General features: G+C 63.0%; 15 protein-coding genes. 11 read left to right on the top strand and 4 right to left on the bottom strand.

Features of this window, described 5'->3' with window-relative positions:
• Positions 1 to 132: 132 nt before the first annotated feature.
• Positions 133 to 1,146 carry a tryptophan--tRNA ligase gene (trpS, locus tag WIR04_RS00225; RefSeq protein ID WP_338889604.1) on the top strand — a complete coding sequence of 338 codons (1,014 nt, stop codon included), beginning with the start codon at positions 133 to 135 and terminating at the stop codon, positions 1,144 to 1,146.
• Here the strand turns inward: trpS and WIR04_RS00220 are convergent.
• Entirely contained in the window at positions 1,125 to 2,084 is a 960-nt protein-coding gene (locus tag WIR04_RS00220; RefSeq protein ID WP_338889602.1) for a LysR family transcriptional regulator, read from the bottom strand. The two genes, trpS and WIR04_RS00220, sit on opposite strands and share 22 nt — an antisense overlap.
• Before the next feature lie 90 nt (positions 2,085 to 2,174).
• Here WIR04_RS00220 and WIR04_RS00215 point away from each other — a divergent pair, with 90 nt between their 5' ends.
• Entirely contained in the window at positions 2,175 to 3,074 is a 900-nt protein-coding gene (locus tag WIR04_RS00215) for a DMT family transporter (protein ID WP_338889600.1), read from the top strand.
• Positions 3,059 to 3,220 carry a hypothetical protein gene (locus WIR04_RS00210; RefSeq protein ID WP_338889598.1) on the top strand — a complete coding sequence of 54 codons (162 nt, stop codon included), beginning with the start codon at positions 3,059 to 3,061 and terminating at the stop codon, positions 3,218 to 3,220. The genes WIR04_RS00215 and WIR04_RS00210 overlap by 16 nt, the downstream gene beginning before the upstream one ends.
• 106 nt (positions 3,221 to 3,326) lie before the next feature.
• Here the strand turns inward: WIR04_RS00210 and WIR04_RS00205 are convergent, their stop codons facing one another.
• Positions 3,327 to 3,803: a DUF6314 family protein gene (locus tag WIR04_RS00205; RefSeq protein ID WP_338892663.1), complete on the bottom strand. Its 477-nt coding sequence runs from the start codon at positions 3,801 to 3,803 to the stop codon at positions 3,327 to 3,329.
• 42 nt (positions 3,804 to 3,845) lie between these two features.
• Between WIR04_RS00205 and WIR04_RS00200 the strand changes: the two genes are divergently transcribed.
• The gene (locus tag WIR04_RS00200; protein WP_338889596.1) at positions 3,846 to 4,703 is read left to right on the top strand and encodes a DMT family transporter; all 858 of its coding nucleotides are present in this window, start codon (positions 3,846 to 3,848) and stop codon (positions 4,701 to 4,703) included.
• A gap of 154 nt (positions 4,704 to 4,857) precedes the next feature.
• Here the strand turns inward: WIR04_RS00200 and WIR04_RS00195 are convergent, their stop codons facing one another.
• Positions 4,858 to 5,721, bottom strand: coding sequence for a GGDEF domain-containing protein (locus tag WIR04_RS00195; protein ID WP_338889594.1), 864 nt, complete (start codon positions 5,719 to 5,721; stop codon positions 4,858 to 4,860).
• Positions 5,722 to 5,852: 131 nt separating this feature from the next.
• On the bottom strand, positions 5,853 to 6,566 hold the full coding sequence (locus WIR04_RS00190) for a 3-deoxy-D-manno-octulosonic acid kinase (protein WP_338892661.1): 714 nt from the start codon (positions 6,564 to 6,566) through the stop codon (positions 5,853 to 5,855).
• Positions 6,567 to 6,694: 128 nt separating this feature from the next.
• Between WIR04_RS00190 and WIR04_RS00185 the strand changes: the two genes are divergently transcribed.
• From WIR04_RS00185 to WIR04_RS00155, 7 genes are all read left to right on the top strand, one after another.
• Positions 6,695 to 7,762 (top strand): glycosyltransferase family 9 protein, encoded by a 1,068-nt coding sequence (locus tag WIR04_RS00185; protein ID WP_420883467.1) that lies wholly within the window; start codon positions 6,695 to 6,697, stop codon positions 7,760 to 7,762.
• 300 nt (positions 7,763 to 8,062) lie between these two features.
• Positions 8,063 to 8,689 (top strand): guanylate kinase, encoded by a 627-nt coding sequence (gmk, locus tag WIR04_RS00180; protein WP_338889590.1) that lies wholly within the window; start codon positions 8,063 to 8,065, stop codon positions 8,687 to 8,689.
• A gap of 79 nt (positions 8,690 to 8,768) precedes the next feature.
• On the top strand, positions 8,769 to 9,044 hold the full coding sequence (gene rpoZ, locus WIR04_RS00175; protein WP_005307060.1) for a DNA-directed RNA polymerase subunit omega: 276 nt from the start codon (positions 8,769 to 8,771) through the stop codon (positions 9,042 to 9,044).
• Between the two features lie 135 nt (positions 9,045 to 9,179).
• Positions 9,180 to 11,297 carry a bifunctional GTP diphosphokinase/guanosine-3',5'-bis pyrophosphate 3'-pyrophosphohydrolase gene (spoT, locus tag WIR04_RS00170; protein WP_025325210.1) on the top strand — a complete coding sequence of 706 codons (2,118 nt, stop codon included), beginning with the start codon at positions 9,180 to 9,182 and terminating at the stop codon, positions 11,295 to 11,297.
• A gap of 45 nt (positions 11,298 to 11,342) precedes the next feature.
• A complete protein-coding gene (gene trmH / locus WIR04_RS00165) occupies positions 11,343 to 12,074 on the top strand; it encodes a tRNA (guanosine(18)-2'-O)-methyltransferase TrmH (protein ID WP_338889588.1) in 732 nt (243 codons plus the stop codon).
• A complete protein-coding gene (locus WIR04_RS00160) occupies positions 12,074 to 12,736 on the top strand; it encodes a CatB-related O-acetyltransferase (protein ID WP_338889586.1) in 663 nt (220 codons plus the stop codon). The genes trmH and WIR04_RS00160 overlap by 1 nt, the downstream gene beginning before the upstream one ends.
• Positions 12,733 to 13,773, top strand: a complete 1,041-nt coding sequence (locus tag WIR04_RS00155) for an alpha/beta fold hydrolase (RefSeq protein ID WP_338889584.1) — start codon at positions 12,733 to 12,735, stop codon at positions 13,771 to 13,773. The genes WIR04_RS00160 and WIR04_RS00155 overlap by 4 nt, the downstream gene beginning before the upstream one ends.
• Positions 13,774 to 13,870: the final 97 nt, after the last annotated feature.

The following is a 13,870-nucleotide window of genomic DNA, read 5'->3' as shown; positions in this document are numbered from 1 at the left end:
GGTGCTGCTTATAAACAGGCGGCACTGCTTTTCTATGTATTTTTTCCCAAAGAAAACACCGTGACCGCCGAGAGGCGGTCATTGTTTTCATCCCTTTGTCGCCTCCCGGCCCACCCCACTGGAGAGAGTGACATGCACAACCCCATTATCCTGACCGGCGATCGCCCCACCGGCAAACTGCACATAGGCCACTACGTCGGCTCCCTGCGCCAGCGCGTCGAGGCCCAGCACCATTACCGTCAATTCGTGATGATCGCCGATCTGCAGGCGCTGACCGACAACGGCCACAACCCGGCCAAGGTGACAGATCACGTGCTGGAGGTGATGGCCGACTACCTGGCCGCAGGCCTGGACCCGGCCAAGACCACCTTCTGCCTGCAGAGTGCCCTGCCCGCCCTCGCCGAGCTCACCACCTACTACCTCAACCTGGTCAGCGTCGCCCGGCTGGAGCGCAACCCCACCGTCAAGGCGGAGATCCAACAAAAAGGGTTCGAGCGCAGCCTGCCTGCTGGCTTTCTGGTCTACCCGGTCAGCCAGGCCGCCGACATCACCGCCTTTCGCGCCACCCATGTGCCGGTCGGCGAGGATCAGCTACCCATGCTGGAGCAGACCAACGAGATAGTGCGCCGCTTCAATGCCCTGGTGGGCAAGGAGGTGCTGACCGAGTGCCAGCCGATCCTGAGCGACACCGGCCGCCTGCCCGGCATCGACGGCAAGGCCAAGATGTCCAAGTCCCTCGGCAACACCATAGAGCTCGGCATGTCGAGGGATGAGATCAAGCAGGCGGTGTTCGCCATGTACACCGACCCCAATCACCTCAAGGTGAGCGATCCGGGTCAGGTGGAGGGGAATACCGTGTTCGCCTATCTGGATGCCTTCCACCCGGACAAGGCGCTGGTGGCCGAGATGAAGGCCCACTACCAGCGCGGCGGCCTCGGCGACATGCGTTGCAAGCAGGTGCTGAACGACTGCCTGCAGACCCTGCTCGCCCCCATGCGGGAGCGGCGCCAGGCGGCCATCGCCGACAAGCGTCAGCTGCTGCAGCTGTTGCAGCAGGGTACCTTGCAGGCCCGCGCCCTCACCGACGAGGTGCTGGCGGAGGTAAAAAGCGCCATGGGACTGGATTACTTCGCCGGGTTGCGCTGAGTCGGCGCACCCAGCGCATCTGCACCGTAACGCTCGAAGGCGAGCCGGTGCAGCAGCCCCTTGAACCAGCGGATGGCCTCGTCGTGGGCGCTGAGTGGGTGGCCCGCCATCAGGTAGACGATGGGGATGGCGGGCTCCAGCTGATGCAGCCGCAGCGGATAGTGGCGGCAGAAGTGGCGCCCTATCATCTCGGGCACCACCACCAGATAGCGGCCGGTCGCCATCAGCTGTGGCACCGCCATGAAGCTCGGCAACCTGACCCCCAGCTCCCGCGCCACCCCGAAGCGGGCCAGCCAGAGATCTACCATGGCCTGGCTGTGCCCCCAACTGGAGGTGTGGATGTGGGGGCGGCTGACCAGCTCGTCCGGCCCCAGCTCATCGGGCAGTGCGCTGCCGAGCGGCGACAGGCAGACCAGGGGATTGCTGAACCACTCCTCGCGCCACAAGCGGGGCGACAGGTGGTTGGCGCCGGCAAAGCCGATCACCAGATCCAGCTCCCCCTTCTCCAGCTCTCGCTCGTAGTCGCTGTCCGCCAGCTCGCACACCTCCAGCCGGCAATGGGGCGCCTGCTGGACCATGCGCTCCACCAGGGTCGGCACCAGGCCGTGCTCCACAGAGCCCGGGGTGGCGATGCGAAACACCCGCTGGGCGCTGGCGGGATCGAATCCCTTGGCCTGACGCAAGCCCTGCTCCAGCATGGCCAGCGCCTGGCGCACCGGCCCGGCCAGTGCCTTGGCCCGCTCGGTCGGCATCATCTCCCGTCGGCTCATGACGAAGAGGGGATCATCCAGCGCCTGGCGCAATCGTCCCAGCGCGTGGCTGACGGTGGACTGGGAGAGGTGGAGCCGCTCCGCTGCCCGGGTAACGTTGCGCTCCTGCATCAGCATGTCGAACACATTGAGCAGGTTGAGGTCGAGGCGGGAAAGGGGGAGTTCCATCGATACTGGCCATAGTTGAATGACGACAATTCATTTTTGGCATAGTAGCAGATTGCATAGAATGCGCGGGCGAATTACACGGAGATTAACATGCGTAGCTATCTGTTATTGCTGGCGATAGGCCTGTTGTGGGGCTCCCAGTTCATTTTCATGCATCAGGCCGTTACCGAACTGCCCCCCATCATGGTGGCAGCCGGTCGCGCCCTGTGCGGCAGCCTGACCCTGGGTCTGCTCTGCCTGTTCATGCGCCTCAAGAGCGAGCACACCCCCTGGCGTACCTATATGCTGATCGCCCTGCTCGATGCCACCATCCCCTTCATCATGGTGGCCTGGGGTCAGCAGTATGTGGACAGCGCCATCGCCGCCGTGGTCATGGGTTGTATCCCCTTTGTGACCATTCTGGCTGCGCCCCTGTTTATTTCTGGTGAAAGAATCACCAAGGGTGGTCTGCTCTCCGTGGCCATCGGCTTCGTCGGCGTGCTGGTGCTGTTCTGGCCCAAGCTGGCCAACGGCATGAACGCCGGTCTGCTCGGCGCCATGGCCATACTGTTCGGCGCCAGCTGCTTCGCCATCGGCCTGCTGATGATCAAGCGCTTCGCCAAGGACCACCCCGTGGTGGTGGCCCGCAACATACTGATCTCGTCAGCCATACAGCTGCTGCTGGCCGCGCCCTTCGTCACCGATCTGAGCGCCCTCACCCTGCCGAGCTCGCAGGCCATAGGCGCCGTGGCCGTGCTGGGGGTCTTCTGTACCGGCCTGGTCTACTTCCTCTACATGGCGCTGATCCAGAAGGCGGGACCGACCTTCGCCTCCTTCAGCAACTACCTGGTGCCGCTGTTCGGCGTCATGCTGGGTGCCCTCTTCCTCGGCGAGCAGGTGCACTCCACCACGGCCGTGGCATTGGCCCTGATCCTGGGCTCGGTCGCCCTGAACCAGTGGGCACAGCAGCGTCGTGCCCGTCGGGAGGCCAGCCTATGTCAGGCATCCTGACCACCCTGTGCGGCGGTCTGGTACTGATAGCCGGCTGGCAGTATCGCCACCGGCTGGCCGGACTGATCGGCCTGCTGATGCTGACCCTGCCCTGGTTCTTCGACAGCAAGCTGCAAGCCATGCTGAGCTATGCCCTGAATGCCTGAATGCCATCTCTGAATGTGTGACGAGAGTGTATCTCTCCTGTTTTTGGGACCGTTTTTAAAAAAACCTCCGATTTGTCCCCGCTACCGGCGCTCTGCGCCGGTTTTTTTATGCCGGTTTCCCACCCTCCGACCAGTAGCGGTAGCTGAGCCGCTCGTTCTTGCGTGGGCCCCTGATCTCCCAACCCAGCAGAAAACCGCTCGTGGTCTGCGTCAGCTCGGCGCTGTAGTGATCCTGACCGCACAGGTGCGCCTCGGCGGTGAGCCAGCGCCCGTCCCCCTGAGGCTGCAGCTCGAACAGCAGCACCGGCGCCTGGTGACGCAGATGAGAGAGGCTGATCCCCCGCTCGCCGCGCTGCCACCAGAAGCTGTTGTGCATGCTGAGCACCCGGCCATGGGGCGTGGTATAGCGCCCCTGCTCCGTAAAGAGCCAGCCACCCCGATGATCGGTCACCCTCACTTCCCCCTCCCCACGGCCGTTCCAGTCGGTCGCGGAACCCGCCCCGTTGCTCGCCTCGAAGGCAAAAGCGCCGATCTGTGGCAACTGCTCCCATAAACGCTGGATCGCGCCTTCCAACTCGGCCATCATAGCGCCCTCCAAATTGACAACTGACGACAATTCAATCACATGAACTACTTGATAGGGGTCACCCTGCTCTGGTCCTTCTCCTTCAGCCTGATCGGGGTCTACCTCGCCGGCCAGGTGGATGCCTACTTCTCCGTGCTGACCCGCATCGCCCTCGCCAGCCTGGTGTTCCTGCCCTTCCTGCGCCGCCGCTGGCTGAGACCCGATCTGGTCGTCAAGCTGATGGCGCTCGGCGCCACCCAGCTCGGCATCATGTATCTCTTCTATTACCACTCCTTCCTGCTGCTGACGGTGCCGGAGGTGCTGGTGTTCACCATCTTCACCCCCATCTACGTCACCCTGCTCCACGATCTGCTGGAGTCCAAATTCAAGCCTGCCTACCTGTGGGGGGCCCTGCTCGCCGTGCTGGGAGCGGCCGTCATCCGCTTCGATGGCCTGACCGAAAGCTATGTGATGGGATTCCTGGTGGTGCAGGGGGCCAACCTCTGCTTCGCCATCGGACAGGTCGGCTACAAGGTGCTGCTGGCGCGAGAGGCGCAGCAACCGCCCCAGCTGGCAGTGTTCGGCTGCTTCTATCTGGGGGCCCTGATGATCGCCCTGCCCGCCTGGTGGCTGCTGGGCCAACCGCAATACCCGACGAGCGGATTGCAGTGGGGCATACTGCTCTGGCTGGGAGTGGGGGCATCCGGGCTCGGCTACTTCCTGTGGAACAAGGGTGCCACCCTGGTCAGCAGCGGCGTGCTGGCCATCATGAACAACGCCCTGATCCCGGCCGGTCTGCTGGTCAATCTGGTGCTCTGGGGCAAGGATACGGATCTGTTCAGGCTCAGCCTCGGCGCCCTGCTGATGCTGGCCTCCCTCTGGGTCTGCCAGCGCCAGCCGGCGCGTAGCACGGAGTGACGAACCGCCAGGCCTGCCGATGCAGGCCTCCTTTGACCCACAGGCGTCAGCGGGTGAGCGAACTCTGACTGAAAAACAGCCGACCGCCAGGCCTAAGGGTGCAGGTTTCTTTTGGCTCACAGGCGTCAGCGGGTGAATGAGCGCTGACTAAAAATCAGCCAACTACAGTGTTGCGTTCCCGCCTGGCCTGGCCGTGGCAGGAGGCCAACCGGGCCAGCAGGTGATCGAGCTGCTCTGCGTTCTGGCTCTGCACCAGGCCGATGCTGACGGTCACAGGCCGCTCGGGCAACAGGCTGGCATCGGCAATCTCGAGACGCAGCCGTTCGGCAATCTCGAGGCCGCTCAGCCGATCTGTCTGGGACAGCATCAGGATGAAACCGTCCTCGTCCCAGCGGGCGAAGGGATCTTCCCGCCGCAATTCGCGGCGCACTATACGGGCCAGCTTGGCCAGCATGGCGTCACAGGCGGCCTCGCCAAACAGCTGCAATATCTTGCTGCGGTGATCCACGGTGAACTGCAGCAGGCAGAAGCTGCCGCTCTCGCTGGCCAGCCGCTCGTCTAGTAGCGACTCGAAGTGACTGCGGCTCTCGAGCCCGGTGAGGGGATCGGTGTCATGGCGATCGTCCAGCTGGGGCATGGCCGCGTCCAGATGGCGCACCACCCCCAGCAGCTGGCCCCCTTCGTCACGGCGCACCCGCTCTTCCAGCCGGATGTAGTGACCCTGATGGTGCAGGATGCGGTACTCGAGCCGCAACCCGCTGCTGCGCCCCTCCCGACAGGCGTCGATGGCCTCCCTCAGGCGGGGCCCGTCATCCGGGTGCACCCGGGCCAGCCAGCCGAGGTCATCCAGCTCCTTCCCCGCCAGCCCCAGCAGTTGCAGGCAGGAGGGATCGCGCCTCAGGCCCTGTTCGGCCGACCAGGTCCAGATCCCGGCCTCCAGCATCGCCATGGCTTCAGCCTTCAGCGTCATCTCAAGCGGGGTAATGACCTCAACCCCGGGAGTCTCATACCTTTCCATCACGCGCCTCGAAACCGGATCTGACTGTCTGCCCAGACAGCAACACTCAATAAGTAACATTGGCGATTGCGCCGAGCAACAGCGTCAACTCGCTTTTCCCTGGTGCCCTTTCATCCGCCCCAGCAACGCCATCAACCCGTCTTGCCTTGATAGCCCGCCATCAGGGCCTGCCAGTTCTCTGGCACGAAATGGAAGCTGGTATGCAGCTGGGACTCTTTGCTGAAGGAGCGTTGCAGCCGCTCCAGATTGGCCTGCTGCCAGCTGCCGGGGGAGCGGATAGCCCCCTTGTCAAAATCGATCACCCACACCTTGCCCTCCTTGTCGAGCAGCAGGTTGTGGCTGTTGAGGTCGGCGTGATAGACCCCGGCCTCGTGCAGCCGGCGTACCGTCTGACCCACCTTGTGCCACACCTCCTCGGCGAGCGGCCCCTGCTTGAGCAGGGCCACCAGATCCTTGGCACCGCGAATGCGCTCGATCAGGATGTCGGCGCGATAGAAGGGCCCCTGCTTGACCATGCGGGCCGCGAATGGCCGTGGCACCGGCAGCCCCTGCTCGCTCAGCTGGGCCAGCAGACGGTATTCGGCCATGGCGCGGCTCGATTCCACCCCTTCGAACCAGAAGCGATCCCGCACCAGCTTGCCCACCATGCCGCCGCGATAATAGTGGCGCAACACCAGGTGGCGTGACTCATCCTTCACGAACCAGGTCACCCCGCGACCTATGGCGGAGCCCACCACCTGCCGATGGGTCTGCCACCAGGCCGGATCGAACAACGCGGGGGAAGGGTCGCGGAAGGCGCCTTCGGCATACCAGCAGATCTGGTTGTGGGCGGTCTGTGTCAGCATCATGAGTATTCCGGTCGATAGTGGGGCGCAATGCATCCCGTCATGGGGACTGTGCCGGTCGGGCAGCTGGCGCAATTTTACAATCCACAAGGGAGTTTGCATAATGCCATCCATCCATTTTGCCACCATTGCGCCACATCATGCCGCTGTTCCAAACGCCGCCCTCTTCTATCTGCATCCTGCGGCTCTCCGCCATCGGGGATTGCTGCCATGCGCTGGCGCTGGTGCGCGTCATCCAGCGAGCCTGGCCAGAGACTCGCATCACCTGGATCACTGGCAAGATAGAGGCGACCCTGTTTGCCGATCTGCCCGGAGTAGAGGTGATCCCCTTCGACAAGAGCAAGGGCTGGCGTGGCTATCGCGACCTCTGGCAGACCCTCAAGGGTCGCAGGTTCGATGCCCTGCTCCACCTGCAGGCTGCCCTGCGGGCCAGCATCGCCACCCTGGGCATCAGGGCCAAGATCAGGCTCGGGTTCGACAAGGAGCGGGCCAACGACGGCCAGTGGCTGTTCACCAACCATCAAGTGCCTTCCCCCGCCTCCCCCCATGTGCTGGATGGCTTTCTCGCCTTCGCCAGGGAGCTTGGCATCCAGGATCTGACCCCGGACTGGCAACTGCCCATCAGCGCCGGGCACCAGGCCTGGGCCAAGGAGAAGATAGACGGCAAACCGACCCTGCTCATCTGCGCCGCCGCCAGCAAGGCGTTCAAGAACTGGACAGCCGAAGGCTATGCCGCCCTGGCGGATCACGCCGCCAGCAAGGGGTTTCAGGTCTATCTCTGCGGCGGGCCGGCCAAGCTGGAGCGGGATCTGGCCGCCGACATCCAGCACCTGAGCCAGAGCAAACCGGTGGATCTGGTGGGGCAGACCAACCTCAAGCAACTGCTGGCACTCATCAAGGAAGCTAGCCTGGTGCTGGCCCCCGATACCGGCCCCACCCACATGGCGACCCTGGCGGGCACCCCGGTGATCGGCCTCTACGCCCATCACAACCCGGATCGCACCGGCCCCTATCTGTGCCGCGAACACGCGGTCAGCGTCTATCAGGAACTGATCGAGCAGGAGACCGGCAAGCCGCTGGCGGCACTCGACTGGCGTACCCGCCTCAAGGATCCGGACGCCATGGGAAAGATAACCAGCGAACGAGTCATCGCCGCCTTCGACCGGCTCTGTGCCGAGCGCCAGCTGCCGGGCTGAGGGGCAACTCGGAAATTCCGAGCCCTGAGGCAGGGATAATCTGATGGCCCAAGCCGAGCGCTGGGGGCAGAATAGCGGCCGATGTGGGTAACGCTCCCGCAGCAAGCAACGAATACTTTGATCGGCTGGAATATGATTCCGGCCGTTTTTTTATCCGCCCCCATCTGCTAACATTCGCCGCCTTTACAACCTCCTGACTCAAGAATTTCCCGCGTTTTGCGAGCGACTGTCTCCCTTTCGGGCACATGACGGCAGCCTCTGCTACAACCAAAACACGGGTCATCCCTTAAAGGTACAGACATGGCGCAACAAGGCACTCTCTATATCATCTCCTCCCCGAGCGGGGCCGGTAAGTCCAGCCTGCTCAATGCCTTGCTGACCCAGCACAACGACGCCGGCAAGATGCAGCTCTCCGTTTCCCACACCACACGCGCCACTCGCCCCGGCGAAGAGCACGGGGTGCACTACCACTTCGTTCAGGTGGAAGAGTTCAAGGCGCTGATCGAGCGGGGCGATTTTCTGGAGTGGGCAGAGGTGTTCGGCAACTACTACGGCACCTCCCGCGCAGCCATCGAGGCCTGTCTGGCCCGGGGCATCGACGTCTTCCTCGACATCGACTGGCAGGGTGCCCGCCAGATCCGCGAGCAGATGGCGACCAAGTCCATCTTCATCCTGCCCCCGAGCCGGGAAGAGCTGGAGCGTCGTCTGATTGGCCGAGGCCAGGACAGTGCCGAGGTGATCAAGGGCCGGATGGAGAAAGCCATTGCCGAAATGGTGCACTACGACGAGTATGACTATGTCATCATCAACGAAGACTTTGAGCAGGCGCTATTCCAGCTCAGGGCCATCATAGAGTGCCAGCGGCTGGAATTGCGCCAGCAGCAGCAGGCCCAACAAAACTTGCTGCAACAGCTACTGGCAGAATAGGCCAAAAACAAGTAAACTTTTGCGTCATTTTTAAACACTGCTTTTTCAAACACAGAAAGCCCAAACACTGGAGTCCTGCATGGCACGCGTTACTGTAGAAGATGCTGTAAAACAGGTTGGTAACCGTTTTGACCTGGTGCTGGTCGCTGCACGCCGCGCCCGTCAAATCGCGGTACAAGGCAAAGATCCCCTGGTCGACGAAGAGAACGACAAGCCGACCGTGATCGCCCTGCGCGAGATCGAACTGGGTCTGGTCAACAACCAGGTGATGGATACCCAGGACCGCTACGAGCAGCAAGAGCAGGAAGCCGCCGAGCTGGCTGCCGTTGCTGCCATCGCCGAAGGCCGCGGTTAAGTCAGTTATTTCTCATAGTCGGCGCCCGCCCGGGTGCCGACTGTTCTTCCCATTTACAACCGCTCGAAAACCTCGCAAACTCGAGGGCATACCCTCAATTCCACGGATTGTCGTTTCACCGCTGCGGGGACTGTCTTGTATTTATTTGAAAACCTTAAAGAAATAGCCAGTTCCTACCTGCCTCCGGAGCAGGTTGAGAAGCTCAGGCAAGCCTATGTGGTGGCCCGTGACGCTCACCAGGGACAGATGCGTTCCAGCGGCGAGCCCTATATCACCCACCCGGTTGCCGTTGCCCGCATTCTCGGCGACATGCGACTCGATCACGAAACCCTGATGGCCGCCGTGCTGCACGACGTCATCGAAGATACCCCGGTCACCAAGGACGATCTCGCCGAGCTGTTCGGCAGCGCCGTCGCCGAGCTGGTATCAGGCGTCTCCAAGCTCGACAAGCTGAAGTTCCGCGATCGCAAGGAAGCCCAGGCCGAAAACTTCCGCAAGATGGTGATGGCCATGACCCAGGACATCCGGGTCATCCTGATCAAGCTCGCCGACCGCACCCACAATATGCGTACCCTGGGCTCACTGCGGCCGGACAAGCGTCGCCGCATCGCCCGTGAAACCCTCGAAATCTTTGCCCCCATCGCCAACCGCCTCGGCATTCACACCATGAAGAACGAGCTGGAAGAGCTGGGCTTCGAGGCGCTCTACCCCATGCGTTCCCGGGTACTACGGGAATCGGTGCGCCGCGCCCGCGGCAATCGCCGCGAGATCATCGACTCCATCGAGAGCGAGATTGAGGGTCGCCTGCGCGAGGCCGGCATAGATGCCCAGGTCAGCGGTCGCGAGAAGAATCTGTTCTCCATCTACAACAAGATGGAGAAGAAAGAGCTGCAGTTCCATGAGGTGATGGATATCTACGCCTTCCGCGTCAGGGTGAAGGACATAGATACCTGCTACCGGGTGCTTGGGCAGATGCACAGCCTCTACAAGCCCCGCCCCGGCCGCTTCAAGGACTACATCGCCATTCCCAAGAGCAATGGCTACCAGTCCCTGCACACCTCGCTGGTGGGGCCGCACGGGGTGCCGGTGGAAGTGCAGATCCGCACCGAGTTCATGGATCAGATGGCCGACAAGGGGGTCGCCGCCCACTGGGCCTACAAGCAGGATGGCGACAGCTCGGGCACCACGGCCCAGATCCGCGCCCAGCGCTGGATGCAGAGCCTGCTGGAGTTGCAGCAGAGCGCCGGCAGCTCCTTTGAATTCATCGAAGGGGTCAAGACCGACCTCTTCCCGGACGAGATCTACGTCTTCACGCCGGAGGGCCGCATCATGGAGCTGCCCGCCGGCGCCACCCCGGTGGATTTCGCCTACACGGTGCACACCGATATCGGTCACGCCTGCGTCGGCTCCCGGGTCGACCGCCACCCCTATCCGCTCAGCAGTCCGCTGCATTCGGGTCAGACGGTGGAGATCATCACGGCGCCGGGCGCCCGCCCCAACGCGGCCTGGCTCAACTTCGTAGTGACCACCAAGGCACGCTCCAAGATCCGCCAGTTCCTCAAGAACCTGCGCACCGAAGAGTCGGTGGTGCTGGGCCGTCGCCTGCTCAACCATGCGCTGGGCGCCAAGAACATCGAAGACATCCCCGAGCCGCGCATCAAGCAGGTACTGGCAGACACCAAGCACGAGAACCTGCAGGGCCTGCTGGCCGACGTGGGCCTTGGCAATGCCATGAGCGTCATGGTGGCCCGCCGCATGCTGGGTGACGAGTTGCCGCCGGAAGAACAACCGAAATCCAGCAGCAAGAAGATGCCCATCAAGGGTGCTGACGGCATGCTGGTCACCTTCGCGAACTGCTGTCGCCCGATCCCGGGGGATGCCATCATCGCCCACATCAGCCCGGGCAAGGGACTGGTCATTCACCAGGAGTCCTGCCGCAACATCAAGGGCTACAGCCGCGAGCCGGACAAGTACCTGCCGGTGCAGTGGGAGGTGGACAAGGAGCAGGAGCAGGAGTTCCGCACCGGCATAAGCATCGAGATCGTCAACCACCAGGGCGCCCTGGCGGAGCTGGCCAACGTGATTGCCGCCACCGGCGCCAACATCCACGCCATCAGCACAGAGGAGAAGGACGGCCGGGTCTATCTGGTCACCCTGCTCATCACCACCAAGAGCCGCATCCACCTTGCCAACATAATGCGCAAGATCCGGGTTATGCCCAATGTGCTCAGGGTGAGCCGGCAGAAGAACTGATCACACAGGCGGCGCAAGCCGCCTGATGCTTTATAGAGACAAACCATGACCCCCGAACGCTTCAAACGCATCTCCGACATGCTGGCCATGCGCCAGCTCGATCTCACTGTCTGCATGGAAGAGGTTCACAAGCCTCACAACCTGGCCGCCATAGTGCGCACCGCCGATGCCATCGGCATTCACCGGGTGCACGCCGTCTGGCCCAAGACCTGGATCCACAAGCGCAAGGGTACCGCCCGCGGCAGCCAGAACTGGGTGGACGTGAAGCTGCACTCGGACATCGGCAGTGCAGTGGCCGAACTGAAAGCCTCCGGCATGCAGATCCTGGCGACCCACCTCTCGGAGAGCTCGGTGGATTTTCGCGCCATCGACTACACCAAACCGACTGCCATCCTGGTGGGCCAGGAGAAGCACGGCATCGGCGAAGAGGCGCTGGCCCTGGCCGATCACCATATCGTCATCCCCATGGTGGGCATGGTGCAATCCCTCAACGTCTCGGTGGCCGCCGCCGCCATCCTGTACGAAGCCCAGCGCCAGCGCGAGCTGGCCGGCTGCTACCAGCGCGGCTGCCCGCTCGAGCCGGAAGAGCAGAACAGCATACTGTTCGAGGGGGGCTACCCCATCTATGCCCAGCTCTGCAAAGAGAAAGAGATGCCCTATCCCCAGCTCGGCCCGGCCGGTGAGATCCTGGCGGACGAGCAGTGGTGGCAGCAGATGCAACTGACTCGCAAGGGTTGGGCCGCCCAGCAGGAAGATCAAGCGTGGCAGGAGGAGTGATGGAGAATCCCTTCGGTAGCTGGCTGGAATCCCGGGTCATACGGGATCATCTCGGCAACCCCAATATAGAGGCAGGCGACTACAGCTACTATTCCGGCTACTACCATGGCAAACCGTTCGAGGATCACTGCGTGCGCTATCTGCTGGGTGACGGCTCGACCCGGGATACCTGGGAGAGCGGCATCTGGGGCGAAGTGGATCGCCTGACCATCGGCAAGTTCTGCTCCATCGGTTCGGGCGCCACCTTCCTGCTGGCCGGCAATCAGGGCCACCGACTTGACTGGGTATCCACCTTCCCGTTCGATCCGGGCATCTTTGGCGAGGGAGTGCGCAGCGGCTTCCAGCGCAAGGGGGATACCCGGGTCGGTAACGATGTCTGGATCGGCTCGGAAGCCATGATCATGCCCGGCATCACCATAGGCGATGGCGCCGTCATTGCCACCCGCGCCGTGGTGACCAGGAATGTGGAACCCTACACCATAGTGGGCGGCAACCCGGCCAAACCGATCCGTCGCCGCTTCACCGATGAGCAGATCTCCATGCTGCAGGCCATGCAGTGGTGGAACTGGCCCCTGCCCCGCCTGCAGGCGGCCATGCCCCTGCTTTGCTCGGGCGATATCCCAGCCCTCTACCAGCATTGGCAACAGGAGTACGCATCATGAACCGGTTATCTTCTGCCCTGCTGGCCCTCACCCTGTTTTCTGCCGGAGCCCTTGCCGTGACCAATCCCTATCAGCTGACCACGGAAGCCGAAGTCCCCGCCCTCCATCAACAGACCCTGCCCGACTTCTGGCGCGACCATGCCGTCGAAGGGGAGTTCAAGGGCAAGGACGGGGTGACCATCCGCTATGCCGCCCTGCGCCAGGCCAAGGTGGACAGAGCCATACTGCTCGTCAACGGCCGGGTCGAGAGCTACCTCAAGTATCAGGAGCTGGCCTGGGATCTGTGGCGTCAGGGCTACAGCCTCTACCTCATCGACCACCGCGGCCAGGGGCTGTCGGATCGCCTGCTGGCCGACAAGGAGAAGGGCTATGTCGCCGACTTCGACGACTATGTGCTGGACCTGAAGCAGTTCCATGACGACGTCATACTGGCGGACAAGCCCGCCAAGCTGTTCCTGCTGGCCCACTCCATGGGCGGCGCCATCTCGGCCCGTTATCTGGAGCGCTGGCCGGACGACATCAAGGCGGCCGTGCTCTCCTCCCCTATGATGGGCATCAACCTCGGCGGCCTGCCCAAGTGGCTGGCCCTGGGGCTGGCGGCCACCATGGATACGGTCGGCAGCTGGTGGGGCGAGCCCCCCTATGGCCCGGGCCAGACCGGCTATGTCTCCCATGAATTCGCCGACAACGGCCTGAGCCACAGCGAGCCCCGCTACCAGGCATTCCGCCAGCTCTATGAGCAGCGCCCGCAGATCAAGCTGGGGGGAGTGACGGCCCACTGGATCCGCGAGGGTATCAAGGCCGGGGATGCAGCCATCGCGGAGGCAGACAGGATCAAGACGCCGCTGCTGCTGATCCAGGCGGGGGATGACGGCATTGTGGACAATGCGGCCCAGGACGAGTTCTGCACCAGGGCAAGTTGTGAAGGGGGCAAGCCGCTGCGGATCGAGGGGGGCTGGCACGAGCTGTTTATCGAGGCCGATGCACAACGTCTGGCTGCCCTGACGGCGACCCTGGACTTCTTCGCCCGCTTCTAGTGGCCAGTTGCATGACTTGCCAGGGGAGTGGCCAGCGTCCCGTGTCCAAAATGGCGTCACCTGCCACCCAGGCGCGGCCTGTTCCGGCACGGCAACA

Source organism: Aeromonas rivipollensis, assembly GCF_037811135.1.
Taxonomy (GTDB): domain Bacteria; phylum Pseudomonadota; class Gammaproteobacteria; order Enterobacterales; family Aeromonadaceae; genus Aeromonas; species Aeromonas rivipollensis.
Note: the sequence above shows the minus strand (reverse complement) of the source record. Positions and strands in the feature narration are given on the sequence as shown.

Excerpts from the sequence above, each read along its gene's own strand:
- trpS (WP_338889604.1), top strand. The coding sequence starts at position 133 with ATGCACAACCCCATTATCCTGACCGGCGATCGCCCCACCGGCAAACTG.
- WIR04_RS00220 (WP_338889602.1), bottom strand. The coding sequence starts at position 2,084 with ATGGAACTCCCCCTTTCCCGCCTCGACCTCAACCTGCTCAATGTGTTC.
- WIR04_RS00215 (WP_338889600.1), top strand. The coding sequence starts at position 2,175 with ATGCGTAGCTATCTGTTATTGCTGGCGATAGGCCTGTTGTGGGGCTCC.
- WIR04_RS00210 (WP_338889598.1), top strand. The coding sequence starts at position 3,059 with ATGTCAGGCATCCTGACCACCCTGTGCGGCGGTCTGGTACTGATAGCC.
- WIR04_RS00205 (WP_338892663.1), bottom strand. The coding sequence starts at position 3,803 with ATGGCCGAGTTGGAAGGCGCGATCCAGCGTTTATGGGAGCAGTTGCCA.
- WIR04_RS00200 (WP_338889596.1), top strand. The coding sequence starts at position 3,846 with ATGAACTACTTGATAGGGGTCACCCTGCTCTGGTCCTTCTCCTTCAGC.
- WIR04_RS00195 (WP_338889594.1), bottom strand. The coding sequence starts at position 5,721 with ATGGAAAGGTATGAGACTCCCGGGGTTGAGGTCATTACCCCGCTTGAG.
- WIR04_RS00190 (WP_338892661.1), bottom strand. The coding sequence starts at position 6,566 with ATGCTGACACAGACCGCCCACAACCAGATCTGCTGGTATGCCGAAGGC.
- gmk (WP_338889590.1), top strand. The coding sequence starts at position 8,063 with ATGGCGCAACAAGGCACTCTCTATATCATCTCCTCCCCGAGCGGGGCC.
- rpoZ (WP_005307060.1), top strand. The coding sequence starts at position 8,769 with ATGGCACGCGTTACTGTAGAAGATGCTGTAAAACAGGTTGGTAACCGT.
- trmH (WP_338889588.1), top strand. The coding sequence starts at position 11,343 with ATGACCCCCGAACGCTTCAAACGCATCTCCGACATGCTGGCCATGCGC.
- WIR04_RS00160 (WP_338889586.1), top strand. The coding sequence starts at position 12,074 with ATGGAGAATCCCTTCGGTAGCTGGCTGGAATCCCGGGTCATACGGGAT.
- WIR04_RS00155 (WP_338889584.1), top strand. The coding sequence starts at position 12,733 with ATGAACCGGTTATCTTCTGCCCTGCTGGCCCTCACCCTGTTTTCTGCC.